The organism is Citrobacter sp. A316, from assembly GCF_002042945.1.
Lineage (GTDB): Bacteria > Pseudomonadota > Gammaproteobacteria > Enterobacterales > Enterobacteriaceae > Citrobacter > Citrobacter portucalensis.
In genome coordinates this window covers 63181-81844 of the sequence record NZ_MVFZ01000018.1, presented here as the reverse complement: position 1 = coordinate 81844, position 18664 = coordinate 63181, and the positions used below count along the sequence as shown (strand labels likewise).

The window sequence follows — 18664 nt, the reverse complement described above, 5'->3', positions numbered from 1 at the left end:
CATGTCTGAAATGACCCCACGCGAAATTGTCAGCGAACTGAACAAACACATCATCGGCCAGGATAACGCGAAGCGTTCCGTGGCGATCGCCCTGCGTAACCGCTGGCGTCGTATGCAGCTCAACGAAGAGTTGCGCCATGAAGTCACGCCGAAAAACATTTTGATGATTGGCCCGACCGGCGTCGGTAAAACCGAAATCGCCCGTCGTCTGGCAAAACTGGCCAACGCGCCGTTCATCAAAGTCGAAGCAACAAAATTCACCGAAGTCGGCTATGTTGGTAAAGAAGTTGACTCCATCATCCGCGATCTGACCGATGCCGCCATTAAAATGGTCCGCGTGCAGGCAATCGAGAAAAACCGCTTCCGTGCCGAAGAGATGGCGGAAGAGCGCATTCTCGACGTGCTGATCCCTCCGGCTAAAAATAACTGGGGACAGTCAGAGCAGCCGCAGGAACCTTCTGCAGCACGTCAGGCATTCCGTAAAAAACTGCGTGAAGGCCAGCTGGATGATAAAGAGATCGAAATCGATCTCGCGGCCGCACCGATGGGCGTTGAAATTATGGCGCCTCCGGGAATGGAAGAGATGACCAGCCAGCTGCAGTCCATGTTCCAGAACCTCGGCGGTCAGAAACAAAAACCGCGTAAGCTGAAAATCAAAGACGCGATGAAGCTGCTGATTGAAGAAGAAGCGGCCAAACTGGTGAACCCGGAAGAGCTGAAACAGGAAGCTATCGACGCCGTTGAACAGCACGGGATCGTGTTTATCGACGAAATCGACAAAATCTGTAAGCGCGGTGAATCCTCCGGCCCGGACGTGTCCCGCGAAGGCGTACAGCGCGACCTGCTGCCGCTGGTTGAAGGCTGTACGGTCTCCACCAAGCACGGCATGGTGAAAACAGATCACATTCTGTTTATCGCTTCTGGCGCATTCCAGGTAGCCAAACCGTCCGACCTGATCCCGGAACTGCAGGGTCGTCTGCCGATTCGTGTCGAGCTACAGGCGCTGACCACCAGCGATTTTGAGCGTATCCTTACCGAACCGAATGCCTCCATCACCGTTCAGTACAAAGCGCTGATGGCGACTGAAGGTGTGGACATCAACTTCACTGAATCCGGTATTAAACGCATTGCCGAAGCGGCCTGGCAGGTCAACGAAACAACCGAAAACATCGGTGCACGTCGTCTGCATACCGTTCTGGAACGTCTGATGGAAGATATTTCCTATGATGCGAGCGATTTGAACGGCCAAAGCATCACAATTGATGCCGAATATGTGAGCAAACATCTGGATGCGCTGGTCGCAGATGAAGATCTGAGCCGTTTTATCCTATAATCGCGTTCAATGCATTTTCATCACTGTTGATGGGGCTGATAAAGCCCCATTTTTATTGGCGCTAAATATGACTGAACAACAACAAATTAGCCGCTCACAAGCCTGGCTGGAAAGTTTACGACCTAAGACCTTACCGCTCGCCTTCGCGGCGATCATCGTCGGTACGGCATTAGCATGGTGGCAAGGATACTTCGATCCGCTGGTTGCTCTGCTGGCATTGATTACGGCAGGACTGCTGCAAATTCTGTCCAATCTCGCTAACGACTATGGCGATGCCGTCAAAGGCAGCGACAAGCCCGACCGTATTGGACCGCTGCGCGGTATGCAAAAAGGGCTCATCACCCAACAGCAGATGAAGCGCGCGCTGATCGTCACCGTGGTGCTGATCTGTCTGTCCGGGCTGGCCCTGGTTGCTGTAGCTTGTCACACGCTGGCGGATTTTGTCGGTTTCCTGGTGCTCGGCGGCCTGTCGATTATCGCCGCGATCACCTACACCGTGGGTAATCGCCCTTACGGATATATCGGCCTGGGCGATATTTCTGTGCTGGTATTCTTCGGCTGGCTCAGCGTAATGGGAAGTTGGTATCTGCAGGCGCATACGTTGATTCCAGCGCTGATTTTGCCTGCCACCGCCTGCGGCCTGCTGGCAACCGCCGTGCTCAACGTCAACAACCTGCGGGATATCAACAGCGACAGAGAGAACGGCAAGAACACGCTGGTCGTGCGTTTAGGCGCCGTCAATGCCCGCCGCTACCACGCCTGTCTGCTGATGGGGACGCTAGTCTGTCTGGCACTGTTCAACCTGTTCTCACTGCAAAGCCTGTGGGGATGGCTGTTTATCCTCGCCGCTCCGCTGCTGATCAAACAGGCTCGCTATGTAATGCGCGAGATGGACCCAGCTGCAATGCGTCCGATGCTGGAACGCACCGTAAAAGCGGCATTGTTAACTAACCTGCTGTTTGTCGTTGGAATTTTCTTAAGTCAGTGGTCTCTTTAACTGACAAATATCAATTAACAATTGATGATTTTGCCAACAGTACACATAGCGCGATATACTAAAAATTCTCGCAGCAACTGAACGTTAAGCCTATGAAATACGATACATCCGAGCTTTGTGACATCTATCAGGAAGATGTCAACGTCGTGGAACCGCTGTTCTCTAACTTTGGAGGACGGGCGTCGTTTGGCGGACAAATCATCACGGTAAAATGTTTCGAGGACAACGGGTTGCTGTACGATCTGCTCGAACAAAATGGCCGTGGTCGTGTTCTGCTGGTCGATGGCGGCGGTTCCGTTCGTCGTGCGCTGGTCGATGCCGAACTGGCTCGCCTGGCCGTACAGAATGAATGGGAAGGTCTGGTCATCTACGGCTCCGTCCGCCAGGTAGACGATCTGGGAGAGCTGGACATCGGCATTCAGGCGATTGCCGCTATTCCGGTAGGTGCTTCAGGAGAAGGTATCGGGGAAAGCGATGTGCGCGTCAACTTTGGCGGCGTAACGTTCTTCTCCGGCGACCACCTGTACGCCGACAACACCGGGATAATCCTCTCCGAAGACCCACTCGATATCGAGTAATCAAAAAAGGCCATCAGCAAATTTGATGGCCTTTTTTTCATTCATTTGATTCGTAATGAATGACTTTAATATCATACTTTTCATATTTCTCTTCGACAACGATACTCATCGTCTCACGACTGACAGGATAAGTTTCGATATAAGCATTTAATTTATCCTCAGCTATCTGAATGCCACTCTTTTGTATCCCGGTAAAAATTATCTCACTGCGTTGAAGATGACTACCATCATCTGCATAGCTTACAAAAAACCAGTCGTTAGATATCCTTGGAACCTGTTTAAGAGGTTTCGGTGTTAGCAGATGATAAAATAATAAATTCTGCTGAGTGTAGAGTTTTTCTGTATAGATGCTCACCATAAAATGACAGTAAAATAACGCAATAAAAAGCATAAACACAATAATAAAACCTGATCTCCTGGATTTCATATGTGGATTTCCCGAACATAATCAGGATTAGCAATAGGTCTTATTACATCCATAAATAAAGGTAATTCACCCGCATAGGGTTCATGTCTCTTATCTTTATTGATAGGGTCAGGAAACAGTAACGGAATAACACTTTTATTCTTAAACTCACCAACTGGGCCATAGAAGTCCCAGATTCGATAAGCCTTTTCTTTCGAGCATATCTGAAGATAAGAGGTGTAATCTGCATAATTTACCGCTTGGTAAAAACCAAATAGATTTGAGACCAAATCTTCAGCACTATAACCACTATCCGTTAAATAAACATAAGGCCAAAAGTCCTGTAAGGACTCAAAGCGATGTGACGTACCTAAGAATATTGATAAAGCAATACCTTGTAAGGTTCGCTCCTGCAATCCTCGGCGCACCATAAATCTACGATATATACCAGTATTGATATTTATGCCATGAATGCTTTTGGACATACTTTGATGATAATTCACTTCATAAAACTCACTATCACCACCACGAGGCCTTGTCATTTCAAACCATAATTTTTCAGCCCCTGCCGGATTAGCATGGCCTAAATCAATCCATCCTAAATTCTCTGTATAGATAAGACCATATCTAATATCTCTGGTGATAAGTCGATCCGAATCATCAATAATATCGTTTCTTTTTGTCATATCGTATTCTTTGATATTTAAAAAATACGATATCCTAATCTCTACATAGCAAAAAGGCATCCATTATGGATGCCTTTTTCAAGAAATCAGAATTAGACTTCTTCCATACGACCCAGCAGGGCATGCAGACGATCCTGCCAGCCGTTCTGCTGTTCTTTCAGGCTGTTGTTCTCACGCTCCAGTTCTTCACGCTGCTGCTGTGCAGACTGAACTTCCTGCGACAGTGAGTTGTTCTTTTCTTTCAGCTCTTCGATTTCCATCTGTAACAGCGTGATGGTATCAATCGCCTGCTGTACTTTTGCTTCCAGTTTCTCAAACACTTCTAATGACATCGTCATACCTCTCCTGAATTGCAAGGCGTTGATGGATAAAAATCCTCGTCCCGATAACCGGCGACGCCTTAATAAAAACGAGCGCACTCTACTTAACACCGATTGTATGAAGCCGCGTCATCCCTGTCCAGCGGCATCCCGCGCAGATTGCGGTTTGCAACACTTTTAGTCTTTCTCCTGGTGACATTACTGTCATAACTCTTAAGTGTTAACAGATTGTTCAGTGAAATGATTCAGCTCACACTATTTTTGTATAACAAATACCTCACAATGGCGCGAAAACGCTCATTTTGTTGATGCAGTACACACATTTTAATTTCGATATTTCTCGTTTTTGCGCGTTAACGATAAATTAACAGTGTGCCTACCGGCTCCGGGGATGTCAGTGACCTTCTCGCACACAATAAACATTAAACTCTCTTCAGGATCCGATTATGAGTCAAACCTCAACCTTAAAAGGCCAGTGCATTGCTGAATTCCTCGGTACCGGGTTGTTGATTTTCTTCGGTGTGGGCTGTGTCGCTGCACTCAAAGTAGCTGGGGCTACTTTTGGTCAGTGGGAAATCAGTATCATCTGGGGTCTGGGAGTAGCGATGGCTATCTATCTGACCGCAGGCGTTTCTGGTGCACACCTGAATCCCGCGGTAACCATCGCACTCTGGCTGTTCGCCTGTTTTGATAAACGCAAAGTTGTTCCATTTATTATTTCGCAAATTGCCGGCGCCTTTTGCGCAGCGGCACTGGTTTACGGGCTTTATTACAATCTTTTCCTCGATTTCGAACAAACTAACCATATCGTACGCGGCAGTACCGAGAGCCTGGGTCTGGCAGGTACTTTCTCCACTTATCCGAACCCGCATATCAATTTTGTGCAGGCCTTCGCGGTTGAAATGGTCATTACCGCTATTCTAATGGGGCTGATTCTGGCTCTGACCGACGATGGTAACGGTGTACCTCGTGGTCCGCTGGCACCGCTGCTGATCGGCTTGTTGATTGCCGTTATTGGTGCTTCCATGGGTCCGCTGACAGGTTTTGCGATGAACCCGGCACGTGACTTCGGACCGAAACTCTTCGCCTGGATGGCCGGATGGGGTGAGATTGCCTTCACGGGTGGTCGTGATATCCCTTACTTCCTGGTTCCGGTGTTTGGCCCGATTACCGGCGCGATTTTGGGCGCATGGGCATATCGCAAACTGATTGGTCGTCATTTACCGTGCGATGTCTGCGCGATTGAAGAGAAAGACGTTGCGGCCAACACTCAACAAAAAGCTTCGCAGTAATGTGACTACGGGACAAAAAATTATGACTGAAAAAAAATATATCGTTGCGCTCGACCAGGGCACCACCAGCTCCCGCGCGGTCGTAATGGACCACGATGCGAATATCGTTGCCGTTTCACAGCGCGAATTCGAACAAATCTACCCGAAAGCAGGTTGGGTAGAACATGACCCGATGGAAATTTGGGCGACCCAAAGCTCCACGCTGGTAGAAGTTCTGGCGAAAGCCGATATCAGTTCCGATGAAATTGCAGCGATCGGTATTACCAACCAGCGTGAAACCACCATCGTCTGGGAACGCGAAACCGGTAAACCAATCTATAACGCGATTGTGTGGCAGTGTCGTCGTACCGCGGATATCTGCGAAAAACTCAAACGCGACGGTATGGAAGAGTACATCCGTAACAACACCGGCCTGGTTATTGACCCGTACTTCTCCGGCACCAAAGTGAAGTGGATCCTCGACCACGTAGAAGGCTCGCGTGAGCGCGCTCGTCGCGGCGAACTGCTGTTCGGCACCGTAGACACCTGGCTTATCTGGAAAATGACGCAGGGGCGCGTACACGTCACAGATTACACCAACGCCTCGCGTACCATGCTGTTCAACATCCACTCCCTGGACTGGGATGACACGATGCTGGATGCGCTGGATATTCCGCGTGCAATGCTGCCTGAAGTGCGTCGCTCTTCTGAAGTGTACGGTCAGACCAACATCGGTGGTAAAGGCGGTATTCGTATTCCTATCTCCGGTATCGCCGGTGACCAGCAGGCGGCGCTGTTTGGCCAGCTGTGCGTGAAGGAAGGGATGGCGAAAAACACTTACGGTACCGGCTGCTTCATGCTGATGAACACCGGCGAGAAAGCCGTTAAGTCCGAAAACGGACTGCTGACCACCATCGCCTGCGGACCGACCGGGGAAGTGAACTACGCGCTGGAAGGTGCGGTATTTATGGCTGGCGCATCTATCCAGTGGCTGCGTGATGAAATGAAACTCATCAGCGATGCGTTCGACTCCGAATATTTCGCCACCAAAGTGAAAGACACCAACGGCGTGTACGTCGTTCCGGCATTTACTGGCCTGGGCGCACCGTACTGGGACCCGTATGCTCGCGGCGCCATCTTTGGTCTGACCCGTGGGGTAAACTCCAACCACATCATCCGTGCCACGCTTGAGTCTATTGCATACCAGACTCGTGATGTTCTGGAAGCGATGCAGGCTGACTCCGGTATTCGTCTGCACGCCCTGCGTGTTGATGGCGGTGCGGTCGCCAACAACTTCCTGATGCAGTTCCAGTCCGACATTCTCGGCACGCGCGTTGAGCGCCCAGAAGTCCGCGAAGTCACCGCATTGGGTGCGGCATACCTGGCCGGTCTGGCAGTAGGCTTCTGGCAGAATCTGGATGAGCTACAGGAAAAAGCGGTCATCGAGCGTGAATTCCGCCCAGGCATCGAAACCACCGAACGTAACTTCCGTTACAGCGGCTGGAAAAAAGCGGTCAAACGCGCCATGGCGTGGGAAGATCACGACGAGTAATACGTCATTGCCGGATAGCGACTGTGCCTTATCCGGCAATATCTTCGTGCGGGGGCAACCCCGCACACACATCAATAATCTCGCCCCCTCCCCTGTGCTACACTTCGCGCCATTCCTTTCAGCTACGAGTTTGCAATGAGACGAGAACTTGCCATTGAATTTTCACGCGTGACCGAAGCGGCCGCGCTGGCTGGCTATAAATGGCTGGGCCGCGGCGATAAAAATACCGCTGACGGCGCGGCGGTAAACGCCATGCGTATTATGCTCAACCAGGTCAATATCGACGGCACCATCGTGATTGGCGAGGGCGAGATCGATGAAGCACCGATGCTGTTTATCGGTGAAAAAGTCGGGACCGGTCTTGGTGATGCGGTCGACATCGCCGTCGATCCTATCGAAGGCACGCGCATGACGGCAATGGGTCAGGCAAACGCGCTGGCGGTGCTGGCTGTGGGCGATAAAGGCTGCTTCCTGAACGCACCAGACATGTACATGGAAAAACTGATTGTCGGTCCTGGCGCAAAAGGGTCTATCGACCTGAACCTGTCGCTGGAAGCCAACCTGCATAACGTTGCCGCTGCACTCAATAAGCCGCTGAGTGAACTGACCGTCACCATTCTGGCCAAGCCACGCCATGATGAAACGATCGCCGAAATGCAAAAACTGGGCGTGCGCGTCTTTGCTATTCCAGACGGTGACGTTGCAGCCTCCATTCTGACCTGCATGCCAGACAGTGAAGTTGACGTGCTGTACGGCATTGGCGGCGCACCGGAAGGTGTGGTTTCCGCGGCTGTGATCCGCGCGCTGGACGGCGACATGCAGGGCCGTTTGCTCGCGCGTCATGATGTCAAAGGCGACAGCGAAGAGAACCGTCGTATTGGCGAACAAGAACTGGCTCGTTGCGCCGCCATGGGCATTGAAGCGGGCAAAGCGCTGCGCCTCGATGAAATGGCGCGTAGCGACAACGTCATTTTCTCCGCCACCGGCATCACCAAAGGCGATTTGCTGGAAGGGATTAGCCGCAAAGGTAATATCGCGACCACAGAAACGCTGCTGATCCGTGGCAAATCACGTACGATCCGCCGCATTCAGTCGATTCACTACCTCGATCGTAAAGATCCCGATGTGCAGGCGCACATCCTGTAATTGATTTGATCAATAGAGCCTTCCAGCCCATATGGGCTGGAAATCTTTCGTCCAACGAACGAAGATAAGGCAATCAAAGCAGACAGGAGAAAACCATGGCAGATTGGGTAACAGGCAAAGTCACGAAGGTACAGAACTGGACCGATGCCTTGTTTAGTTTGACCGTGCGAGCTCCAGTTCTTCCTTTCACTGCAGGTCAGTTCACTAAGCTTGGCCTGGAGATCGACGGCGAACGCGTCCAGCGCGCCTATTCTTACGTCAATGCCCCTGATAACCCCGATTTAGAGTTTTATCTGGTGACGGTTCCCGACGGCAAACTCAGCCCTCGTCTGGCAGCACTGAAGCCAGGCGATGAAGTCCAGGTGGTGAGTGAAGCTGCTGGTTTCTTCGTGCTGGATGAAGTCCCCGATTGCGACACGCTGTGGATGCTGGCAACCGGCACGGCTATCGGCCCATATTTGTCGATTCTGCAATTAGGCAAAGACCTGGATCGCTTCAAAAATCTGGTGCTGGTCCACGCCGCGCGCTATGCCGCCGATTTGAGCTATCTACCGTTGATGCAGGCGCTGGAAAAGCGCTACGAAGGTAAATTACGCATCCAGACGGTGGTCAGTCGTGAAACGGCCGCTGGCTCGCTGACCGGCCGCGTCCCCGCGCTGATTGAAAGCGGTGAGCTGGAAAAAGCAGTGGGTTTGCCGATGGATACTGCCACCAGCCATGTGATGCTCTGTGGGAACCCACAGATGGTGCGCGATACCCAGCAGTTGCTGAAAGAGACCCGGCAGATGACCAAACATCTGCGTCGCCGACCGGGCCATATGACTGCTGAGCATTACTGGTAAGAACGTTTTACTGCCCGGTAAACACCCGGGCATTTTGCCGGATGGCGCTTACACTCATCCGGCCTACGAGTCAGCTCTGTACTTTACGTCCTGCGTATCCTTACCATATTTATTTGCGTCCTGGGTGCCAATAAACGCCCCCAGATCGATAAGCATACCGACCAGAATTAACGTTGGAACAAAGCGGCCTACCGCCCATTGCCAGACGCCGGGTAACATCGCCCAATTTCCGGCCAGCAGCATCCACGCCAGAATCATCAACAGCGCCCACGCTCCGGAACGCCCCCGGTCATGCAGACGTTTTACCGTCACTGCCGCCGTTGGCCATAGCAGACACACCAGACAAAAAGCCGCGGTCTGAATATCGAGTAATTGTTTGCTCGCCAGCGAAAACAGAACCAGCATGCTGACGATCCATAGGCCAATCCAAATCCAGAAATCACGGCGCCCGATGCGCCCTTTAAATGAGAATAACCACTGCTGTATGGTCATGTAAGTTCCTTTATTATTACCTTCCAGAACAGTTTACCCTTTTGACAAGCTCGACGGTTATCGTTTTAATCGTGGTCAGTCATAACGAAAGGTACGATTGATGAAGCAAGGATTTACACTGTTTTTATTATTGTTTTCAGCCTTAACCGCGAGCACTGCGGCACTGGCGGAAGAGCCATCGACAGCAACCACAGCCCCCTATTTACTGGCGGGCGCGCCGACCTTTGACCTGTCGATTAGCCAGTTTCGCGAAAACTTTAATACGCAGAATCCGAAGCTTATCCTGAATGAATTCCGCGCCATCGACAGCAGTCGCGATCGGGCAAATCTCACCCGCGCGGCCAGTAAAATCAATGAAAACCTGTATGCATCTTCCGCTCTTGAGCGCGGCACCCTAAAAATCAAAAGCATGCAGATAACCTGGTTACCAATTCAAGGGCCAGAGCAAAAGGCAGCCAAAGCGAAAGCGCTGGAATACATGACCGCCGTCATCCGCACCGTCGCACCGCTACTGACGAAAGAACAGAGCCAGAAAAAGCTGCAAAAACTGCTCGCCGCTGGCAAAGGAAAGCACTATTACGCCGAAACGGAAGGTGCAATTCGCTATGTCGTTGCAGATAACGGCGAAAAGGGGCTGACCTTCGCTGTTGAACCGATTAAGCTGGCACTATCTGAAAACCTCGAAGGGTCGAATTCCCCCTAAATTATTCACGTTTCAGGAAGGCGGCGACGCAACGAATCCCCAGGAGCTTACATCAGTAAGTGACTGGGGTGAGAGAGTACAGCCAACGCACCTGCAACGTGGAGAATGACGGGGAAATGACAAAAAGCAAAGCCTTTCGGGGGATGAATCTCTATACTGTTTCACAGACCATGCTGCCCTGACGGGCGGCCATATTCCTTAATTCGCTGACAAGCGTGGAGAAATGAAATGCGACATCCTTTAGTGATGGGTAACTGGAAACTGAACGGCAGCCGCCACATGGTAAACGAACTGGTTGCTAATCTGCGTAAAGAACTGGCTGGCGTTGCTGGCTGTGCAGTAGCGATTGCTCCACCGGAAATGTATATCGACCTGGCGAAACACGCCGCTGCCGGTAGCCACATCATTCTGGGCGCGCAGAACGTTGACCTGAACCTGTCTGGCGCATTCACTGGTGAAACAAGTGCTGAAATGCTGAAAGATATCGGCGCGCAGTACATCATTATCGGTCACTCTGAGCGTCGTACTTATCACAAAGAGTCTGACGAGCTGATCGCTAAAAAATTCGCCGTGCTGAAAGAACAGGGTCTGACTCCGGTTCTGTGCATCGGTGAAACCGAAGCAGAAAACGAAGCGGGCAAAACTGAAGAAGTTTGCGCACGTCAGATCGACGCGGTTCTGAAAACTCAGGGCGCAGCAGCATTCGAAGGCGTCGTTATCGCTTACGAACCAGTATGGGCTATCGGTACTGGTAAATCTGCAACTCCTGCTCAGGCTCAGGCTGTTCACAAATTTATTCGTGACCACATTGCTAAAGCTGACGCGAAAATCGCTGAGCAAGTAATCATCCAGTACGGCGGTTCTGTAAACGCAGCTAACGCGGCAGAACTGTTCGCTCAGCCGGACATCGACGGTGCGCTGGTTGGCGGTGCTTCTCTGAAAGCCGACGCCTTCGCAGTCATCGTTAAAGCAGCAGAAGCCGCTAAACAGGCTTAAGTTGTTAAGGCGGGAGGAGCACTCCTCCCGCTGTATTAAATTTACCAGTATCCCAACCAGTGCCACCAGAAGGCACCGGTCACACCCCAAATAGTCAGGTTGACCACACTCATCACCAGCCCCGTTTTCCACCATTCAGCCAGCGTGACATAGCCCGAACCAAAGATGATCGGCGCAGTACCCGTACCATAGTGCGTGAGCGACATCATCAAGGAGGAGGAGAAACCGAGCATTAAACCAAGCAGCGCTGGCGGCGCGCCGAGGCCTAATCCTGCGGCGAAGAACGCAGCGAACATCGCCGTAATATGCGCAGTTGTACTGGCGAAAAAGTAGTGCGAGTAAACGTAAAGCAGAATCAACAGCAGCGTCGCAACGCTCCAGTGCACGCCAAGATGATCGATTGCACTACCAACGCTGGTTGCCAGCCATCCCACCAACCCCAATTTGCTGAGAAAATCCGCCATCATCACCAGCGCGGCAAACCAGACTATCGTATCCCATGCCCCGCGGCATTTAAGAATGTCATCCCAGCTCAATACGCCCGCCATCAATAGAATCGACAAACCAATTAACGCGGCGCTAGTGGGGTTTACGCTCCAGGCACTGCCCATCAGCATCGCTGGAACACCCGCCCACAGACAGAGCAGCAAAATGAACACCGCCAGGGTGATTTTTTCTGCCAGTGATAATGGACCGAGCGCATCCAGTTTCTGCCGCGCGAACTGCGGCGCATTTGGCGTGCGCGTGATAGCGGGCGGATAGAGCCACCAGATTACAATCGGCATGACAACCAGTGATATCAGAGCGGGAAGAAGCGCCGCAATAGCCCACATTCCCCAGGTCATGTTCAGCACGCCGTCTGTCCCCTTCGTCAAAAAGCTGACGATTAACGGGTTAGGTGCGGTCGCGGTGATGAACATTGCCGAGCTGATCGGGTTAATGTTGTAGTTCACCAGCGCAAGATAACGGCCCGTTGAGCCATTCTCGGCATGGCCTGGCTGCGAGCCGAGGCTTTCCGCAATCGCCCGCATTACCGGGTGGATAATGCCGCCACCACGTGCGGTATTGCTTGGCGTTACGGGTGCAATCAGCGTTTCCGCAAGGGTTAATGCCCACGCAATACCCAGCGTTCTTTTACCAAATAGCGCAATAAACCCATAGCCAATACGCGCCCCCAGACCGGTCTTTAACAGACTTTGCGACAGCATAATGGATAAGCCGATCAGCCAGATTAGCTGGTTAGAAAAACCACTCAACGCATCGTTCAACGCCGCGGAGGGTTTGCCGGGGTTAGTAACGCCAGTCATCGCCACCAGCATAATCGCCACAATCGCAATTGCGCCAATCGGCATGGCTTTACCGATAATTGCGGCGATCGTACCAATAAACAGTGCCAGCAGGTGCCACGCTTGCGGGGTTACGTCAGGTGGACACGGGATAACAAACCAGATGGTCAGCGTAATCACGAGCGAGATGATGGCAGGCCAACAGCGGATGGGGGTCAAACTGTCCATGAATCAATCCTTGAATTTCCAGTGCGCAAATCTGCGCTCAGGCATTAACCGATATTGCCGCGCATAATACAATTCACCCACTCACAAAACAAAAAATTAACATTTTGATACAGCTACAGTTTTCCCAACACCGTAAACCAGGCGTAATCCAGCGGCAGAAGAATCAAATACGTTGCCGCCGCCAGTGCGATACACAGCAGCATCCCCGCCCTTGCAGGTACTTTCCCGAGCGCCATCGCCACCACGATCGGTGAAGCCTGATACGGCAATAGCGGTGTGGAATACCCCAGCACCTGGATCATAATCACCGACAGCAGCGGGAATCCCGTCGCATCGGCAAAGCTTTGCGCCAACGTGGTATACAGCGCCGGAACGCCGTTCGCCGTCATAATAAAATTAAGCGCGGTGGTAATACCGGTCAGCGCGAGGAAACTGGTAAACGGCTTTTCCGCATCCAGCGGCATCACCTGTAACAGCGCTTCGCCAACGGCGCTACCAATACCGGTCTGCGTGACGGTGATCGCCAGCCCCAGAATACCCGCCACATAAATACAGGTACGAATGTTGACCCCAGTGGAAAACTCGTCGCCATTGATAAAGCCAACCCGTGGTAGCAATGTGATAACTGCCGCCGCCAGCCCGGTCCACGCGGGGCCAATACCGTGCCAGCTTTCGCTTACCCACAAGAACAGCACCACCGCTAACATCCAGGCCAGACGTTTTTCATCCCGGCTCATCGGCTCCGACGGCGTAAGATCGCGCGGCGCATGCGGCTTGCCAGGGAACAGCCAGCAGATAAGCACAATGAGCACCGCGCCTTTAAGCCAACCCAGAACCGGCGTATGCAGCAGCAAATAAGGAAGATAATTGAGGTGGATGCCGTAAGAGCCTTCCGCCGCGCCGCTCATCACCAGATTCGGTACGTTAGCGGGTAAAATCGTCGCAGAAAGCTGGAACGTCCCAAACCCGACGGCCAGTGCCAGACCATACCAGGCGCGCGTGCCGTCGGTAATTCCGGCTCGTTTCGCCATCGCCGCGACAATCGGCATCAGCAGCGCAATTCGGCCCATGTTGGATGGCATTACAAATGCTAGCGCGTAACTCAGCAGCACTACGCTCGCCACCATTAACGGCCAGGAATCGGTCAACCGCGATGACAGCGCCCTCGCCGCCCTGTCTGCCAGCCCCGTTTTACGAATCGCAATACCCAGTACAAAGCCGCTAAACACCAGCCAGAATGCGGAGGACGCAAAGCCGCCAAAAATAACATCCGGAGGTGCGATTTTAGCCACCATCGCCACGGCAAAGAACAGCAGCGCCGTTATAAACTCCGGCAGCAGAGACGTGGCCCAGAGCAGAATGGTGATGCCAACCACCAGAGAGGGGATAAACAGAGGGTGTGTAAGCCAGAGCGACATGCCTGTCTCCTGTTGTTTTTTTCAACAAGAATACGGGGACAGGCATGCGGAGTAAACGCCAGATTAGGTGGGGTTAACGCAGAATATCACATTGATGATCCTGAATTTCCTCAGCGGAGGCAAGATTCAGTGCCAGCAGATTGCGCTGAGTAGCCAGCAGAACAAAGGATTCATCGCTCTGGCGCACCATCGCCAACGCATAGCTGCCCATATGCTCACGTGCATCCGGCACCTCTTCTGCCAGCATCATAAACGGGCTGCGTTGTGCCAGCTCATTTTCCGTGACGCGACGCGCCAGATATTCATGACCGCGCAGCCCACCCGGTAATGGTAGCCAGCGAGTGCTGATTTTCGCCAGGTTGTCATCCAACTGCTTTCTGACATCGGTTCGCAGGCAGGAGATATGAATATGCAGGTGATTTTGCGTACGCCCACTACGTGAGTTAATGGTCAGAGAGACTGCTTTGTCAGGGATTTCCTGGCCGTATTTTTGGCTCATAAAGCTACGCGCCTGCCAGGCCAGCCAGAAAAAGTTCGGCGTGCCTGATTTCAACAGCAGCGGGCTTTCCGTACCGTTGATCCGCCAGGTCGGCATCAACAGATATTGCAGTGGGCCGTTACGGTCTTTGAACACCACATATCCGGCATCCGGCTTCACTTCTGCGCATGGTGCTGGATCCTGCTGCTGCAGCTGGTGCGGCAGACATTGCTGAAGAACGATCTGGCGTAATGCGTCCGGGTTGCCGGTGAATTTCCAGTACCCGATACCTGCAGCGGCGGCGACCACAATCACCGCCAGTAAAAGATAGCCTGCTTTTTTCATTACGCGTTTCCTGTATCCCATTGAAGGGCAAGAGTAACGCAAAACCATGACAAATAAAAAACCCGGTCGCGTTAGGCCACCGGGTCGGTAAATCACAGACTTATTTATCGTTTACTGATCTGGTCGAACGTACCGCCGTTAGAGAAGTGCTCTTTCTGCGCTTTCGTCCAGCCGCCAAACTCTTCGTCGATAGTGAACAGCTTCAGCTTCGGAAATGCGTTTTCGTATTTCTTCGCGACTTCTGCATCACGTGGACGATAGTAGTTTTTCGCTGCAATTTCCTGACCTTCCGGAGAGTAGAGATACTTCAGGTAAGCTTCCGCCACCGCTTTGGTGTCTTTCTTTTCCACCACTTTGTCGACTACGGAAACGGTCGGCTCCGCGAGGATAGATTCACTCGGCGTCACTATCTCGAATTTGTCTTTACCCAGCTCGTTCGTTGCCAGCAGCGCTTCGTTTTCCCAGGCGATCAGTACATCGCCGATACCGCGTTCAACGAAGGTATTGGTTGAGCCACGTGCGCCAGAATCGAGTACCTCAACGTTTTTATACAGAGCCTTCACAAAGTCTTGTGCCTTGGCCTGATCGTTGTTGTTGTGGTGCAGGGCATAGCCCCATGCCGCCAGATAGTTCCAGCGAGCTCCACCGGAGCTTTTCGGGTTTGGCGTAATGACCGACACGCCCGGTTTGATCAGATCGTTCCAGTCATGAATTTGTTTGGGATTGCCTTTGCGGACCAGGAACACGATGGTGGAGGTGTAAGGCGCGGAGTTATCCGGCAGGCGTTTAATCCAGTTTTTATCAATTCGACCACGTTCAGCAATGGCATCCACGTCGTAAGCCAGTGCCAGCGTCACGACATCGGCTTCAATACCGTTGATGACGGAGGTCGCCTGTTTACCCGAACCACCATGCGACTGGCGGATCACGACATTGTCGCCCGTTTCCTGCTTCCAGTGCGCGCTGAAGGCCTTATTGTACTGCTCGTACAGTTCACGCGTTGGATCGTACGATACGTTAAGTAACTGAATATCCTTTGCCAGAACGCTGGTCGATGCCAGCAATAATGTTAACCCTACGCCCCATTTGTTCATCGCCCAGCTCTCTTATGTAGTGTTGTGATGAGCAAAGCGTGCCAGAAAGGCATCCAAACATTAAAGAATAAAAAAAGATTTGCTATAACTTGGGGGAATATATGGAATGGGGTTTTTGCCGGATGGCGCTACGCTTATCAGGCCTACGATTTGCATCATGTAGGCCGGATAAGGCGCAAGCCGCCATCCGGCAATTGCAATTAATACAGTTTCTTCGCGCAGTCCAGCCAGTCACCTTTGAACGGACGCTTCATGTTTTCGATAGCGTCGATGATGTCATGGTGAACCAGTTGCTCGTTCTGAATACCGACACAGCGACCGCCGTGACCTTCCAGCAGAAGTTCAATGGCATAGGCACCCATACGGGATGCCAGGATACGGTCGTAAGGAACCGGGGAACCACCACGCTGAATGTGACCCAGCACGGTTGAACGCGTTTCGCGGCCCGTTTCCTTCTCGATGTAATGCGCCAGTTCGTCAACGTCACACATGTGTTCAGTGATCGCTACGATTGCGTGTTTTTTACCTTTCGCGATGCCCGCTTTGATTTCAGCAACCAGATCGTCACGGCTGAATTCAACTTCCGGAACTACCACGAACTCACAACCACCGGCAATTGCAGCCGCCAGGGTCAGATCGCCACAGTAGCGGCCCATCACTTCGACGATGGAAATACGCTGGTGAGAAGAAGAGGTATCACGCAGACGGTCAATCGCTTCAACAACGGTACCCAGCGCGGTGAAGTAACCGATGGTGTAGTCGGTACCCTTGATATCATTATCGATAGTGCCCGGCAGACCGATGCATGGGAAGCCCATTTCAGTCAGGCGTTTTGCACCCAAATAGGAACCGTCACCACCGATAACAACCAGGGCGTCGATGCCACGCTTCTTCAGGTTTTCGATCGCCACCGCACGTACGTTCTCGTCGCGGAATTCCGGGAAGCGAGCTGAACCGAGGAAAGTACCGCCACGGTTGATCATGTCGGACACACTGTAGCGGTCAAGCTGGACCATACGGTCTTCATACAAACCCAGGTAGCCATCATGGATCCCCATGACTTCCAGCCCTTCCGTCAACGCTGCACGTACAACACCACGGATTGCTGCGTTCATGCCCGGCGCATCACCGCCGCTTGTCAACACACCGATTTTCTTAATCATGACTACCTCTGAACTTTGGAATGCAAAATGAAATCTGCTGCCGGAAGTCGATTCCGCATATCGAAACGATCCAACGAATATGCAGATAGTATAACAATCACTTCCTGCTGAATTGATTCAGGTCAGGCCAAATGGTGGTAATTTATACACAAAATGCTGGCCCGGTTCACTTTTTTTACAACGAATTATGAAAGCTCAAACATCTTGCCTTCCTTGGGTACGACTGAACAGGGATCCTGATGAATGATGACATCCGATCCCGGGAAACGCCGTAAAATTGCCTGCTCAACCTGTTCAGCCACTAAATGCGCCTGAACGAGCGGCAGATTATCTTCCATTTCCAAATGAATCTGAATAAAGCGGGTCGGCCCTGACTGCCGCGTGCGAAGATCGTGGGCGCCGCTGACTCCAGGCCATGACGTCACGATATCAATAATTTCCTGACGTTCCTCATCGGGTAAAGCGCGATCCAGCAAAGATTGCACTGCCTCATACCCCATGCGTAATGCGCTATATAAAATATAGATGCCAATCCCGAGCGCAAACAAGGCATCCGCACGATGCCAACCGTACCATGCCAGCCCGAGCGCAATGAGAATCGCACCGTTCATCATAACATCAGACTGATAATGAAGCATATCTGCCCGAACGGCCTGACTTTGCGTGCGCTTCACTACCCAGCGCTGAAACGAGACCAGAATGATTGTACATACTAACGCAATGATGGTGACAACCACCCCGACGCCCGGATCTTTCATCGGCGTGGGTTGGATGAGATGCTGAATCCCGGTCAGGAATAAAAACAGCGCCGAACCGGAAATAAACATGCTTTGCGCCAGCGCCGCCAGCGATTCCGCTTTTCCGTGTCCGAACGTATGTTCATCATCGGCGGGCTGCAGCGAATAGCGCACCACCAACAGGTTGGTTAATGACGCCGCGATGTCCACCAGAGAATCCACCAGTGCAGCCAGAATACTGACCGATCCGGTGTACCACCACGCAAAAATTTTGATCAAAAGTAACAGCGATGCCATCACGGTTGCCGCGATTGCCGCCCGGCTCACCAGCCGCCCATAGGTTTGATTCATAAACACTCCTGCCAGGATATGCCGCTAGTATAACGGATGAAGTAAAACAGTCAGGCAATAACCGAGGGACAAATTTTGGGCAAAAAAAAACCCCACATCATATGGGGGAAGACAGGGATGGAATGTTGCAGCAATACGTCACCTGAATACGTTTTATTCTGAATTTTTAAGGCCTCTCTGTAACACTTCTAATCCTCATTTACTTTAGGTGTACGATAAACGCTCAATCAACATATCTTGAG

At 51.9% G+C, this 18664-nt stretch carries 19 protein-coding genes; 9 read left to right on the top strand and 10 right to left on the bottom strand.

Features of this window, described 5'->3' with window-relative positions; all coding sequences use genetic code 11:
* Position 1 precedes the first annotated feature (1 nt).
* The 3 genes from hslU to rraA all read left to right on the top strand — a co-directional run bounded on the left by hslU (position 2) and on the right by rraA (position 2908).
* Positions 2–1333 (top strand): HslU--HslV peptidase ATPase subunit, encoded by a 1332-nt coding sequence (hslU, locus tag BZK41_RS20255; RefSeq protein ID WP_003028803.1) that lies wholly within the window; start codon positions 2–4, stop codon positions 1331–1333.
* Positions 1334–1400: 67 nt separating this feature from the next.
* Positions 1401–2330, top strand: coding sequence for a 1,4-dihydroxy-2-naphthoate polyprenyltransferase (gene menA, locus BZK41_RS20250; RefSeq protein ID WP_079939328.1), 930 nt, complete (start codon positions 1401–1403; stop codon positions 2328–2330).
* A 92-nt stretch (positions 2331–2422) separates the two neighbouring features.
* Positions 2423–2908, top strand: coding sequence for a ribonuclease E activity regulator RraA (gene rraA, locus BZK41_RS20245; protein ID WP_079939327.1), 486 nt, complete (start codon positions 2423–2425; stop codon positions 2906–2908).
* Between the two features lie 37 nt (positions 2909–2945).
* Here rraA and BZK41_RS20240 read toward each other — a convergent pair whose 3' ends face one another.
* The 3 genes from BZK41_RS20240 to zapB form a co-directional block, all read right to left on the bottom strand.
* Complete coding sequence (locus BZK41_RS20240) at positions 2946–3335, bottom strand: hypothetical protein (RefSeq protein ID WP_079939326.1); 390 nt, start codon at positions 3333–3335, stop codon at positions 2946–2948.
* The gene (locus BZK41_RS20235; RefSeq protein ID WP_079939352.1) at positions 3332–4000 is read right to left on the bottom strand and encodes a hypothetical protein; all 669 of its coding nucleotides are present in this window, start codon (positions 3998–4000) and stop codon (positions 3332–3334) included. The genes BZK41_RS20240 and BZK41_RS20235 overlap by 4 nt, the downstream gene beginning before the upstream one ends.
* Before the next feature lie 92 nt (positions 4001–4092).
* On the bottom strand, positions 4093–4338 hold the full coding sequence (zapB, locus tag BZK41_RS20230; RefSeq protein ID WP_005121725.1) for a septal ring assembly protein ZapB: 246 nt from the start codon (positions 4336–4338) through the stop codon (positions 4093–4095).
* A gap of 428 nt (positions 4339–4766) precedes the next feature.
* On the opposite strand from zapB, the gene BZK41_RS20220 reads away from it, so the two are divergent.
* The 4 genes from BZK41_RS20220 to fpr all read left to right on the top strand — a co-directional run bounded on the left by BZK41_RS20220 (position 4767) and on the right by fpr (position 9131).
* Positions 4767–5612 carry an MIP/aquaporin family protein gene (locus BZK41_RS20220; protein WP_003825195.1) on the top strand — a complete coding sequence of 282 codons (846 nt, stop codon included), beginning with the start codon at positions 4767–4769 and terminating at the stop codon, positions 5610–5612.
* 22 nt (positions 5613–5634) lie between these two features.
* Complete coding sequence (gene glpK / locus BZK41_RS20215; RefSeq protein ID WP_003028792.1) at positions 5635–7143, top strand: glycerol kinase GlpK; 1509 nt, start codon at positions 5635–5637, stop codon at positions 7141–7143.
* A 135-nt stretch (positions 7144–7278) separates the two neighbouring features.
* A complete protein-coding gene (gene glpX, locus BZK41_RS20210; protein WP_003840506.1) occupies positions 7279–8289 on the top strand; it encodes a class II fructose-bisphosphatase in 1011 nt (336 codons plus the stop codon).
* Between the two features lie 95 nt (positions 8290–8384).
* A complete protein-coding gene (fpr, locus tag BZK41_RS20205; RefSeq protein WP_079939325.1) occupies positions 8385–9131 on the top strand; it encodes a ferredoxin--NADP(+) reductase in 747 nt (248 codons plus the stop codon).
* 63 nt (positions 9132–9194) lie between these two features.
* On the opposite strand, the gene BZK41_RS20200 is transcribed toward fpr, so the two are convergent.
* A complete protein-coding gene (locus BZK41_RS20200) occupies positions 9195–9623 on the bottom strand; it encodes a DUF805 domain-containing protein (protein ID WP_079939324.1) in 429 nt (142 codons plus the stop codon).
* Positions 9624–9723: 100 nt separating this feature from the next.
* Here BZK41_RS20200 and BZK41_RS20195 point away from each other — a divergent pair, with 100 nt between their 5' ends.
* Complete coding sequence (locus tag BZK41_RS20195) at positions 9724–10326, top strand: YiiQ family protein (protein ID WP_079939323.1); 603 nt, start codon at positions 9724–9726, stop codon at positions 10324–10326.
* A gap of 228 nt (positions 10327–10554) precedes the next feature.
* Complete coding sequence (tpiA, locus tag BZK41_RS20190; protein ID WP_003028783.1) at positions 10555–11322, top strand: triose-phosphate isomerase; 768 nt, start codon at positions 10555–10557, stop codon at positions 11320–11322.
* A gap of 41 nt (positions 11323–11363) precedes the next feature.
* Here tpiA and BZK41_RS20185 read toward each other — a convergent pair whose 3' ends face one another.
* The 6 genes from BZK41_RS20185 to fieF all read right to left on the bottom strand — a co-directional run bounded on the left by BZK41_RS20185 (position 11364) and on the right by fieF (position 18422).
* On the bottom strand, positions 11364–12836 hold the full coding sequence (locus tag BZK41_RS20185; RefSeq protein ID WP_079939322.1) for a DASS family sodium-coupled anion symporter: 1473 nt from the start codon (positions 12834–12836) through the stop codon (positions 11364–11366).
* A 113-nt stretch (positions 12837–12949) separates the two neighbouring features.
* On the bottom strand, positions 12950–14254 hold the full coding sequence (locus BZK41_RS20180) for an SLC13 family permease (protein WP_079939321.1): 1305 nt from the start codon (positions 14252–14254) through the stop codon (positions 12950–12952).
* Between the two features lie 73 nt (positions 14255–14327).
* Positions 14328–15077 carry a CDP-diacylglycerol diphosphatase gene (locus tag BZK41_RS20175; RefSeq protein WP_020996109.1) on the bottom strand — a complete coding sequence of 250 codons (750 nt, stop codon included), beginning with the start codon at positions 15075–15077 and terminating at the stop codon, positions 14328–14330.
* 104 nt (positions 15078–15181) lie between these two features.
* Positions 15182–16171, bottom strand: coding sequence for a sulfate/thiosulfate ABC transporter substrate-binding protein Sbp (sbp, locus tag BZK41_RS20170; RefSeq protein ID WP_008787024.1), 990 nt, complete (start codon positions 16169–16171; stop codon positions 15182–15184).
* A 200-nt stretch (positions 16172–16371) separates the two neighbouring features.
* A complete protein-coding gene (pfkA, locus tag BZK41_RS20165) occupies positions 16372–17334 on the bottom strand; it encodes a 6-phosphofructokinase (protein ID WP_079939320.1) in 963 nt (320 codons plus the stop codon).
* Positions 17335–17519: 185 nt separating this feature from the next.
* A complete protein-coding gene (fieF, locus tag BZK41_RS20160) occupies positions 17520–18422 on the bottom strand; it encodes a CDF family cation-efflux transporter FieF (protein ID WP_003825216.1) in 903 nt (300 codons plus the stop codon).
* Between the last annotated feature and the right edge of the window lie 242 nt (positions 18423–18664).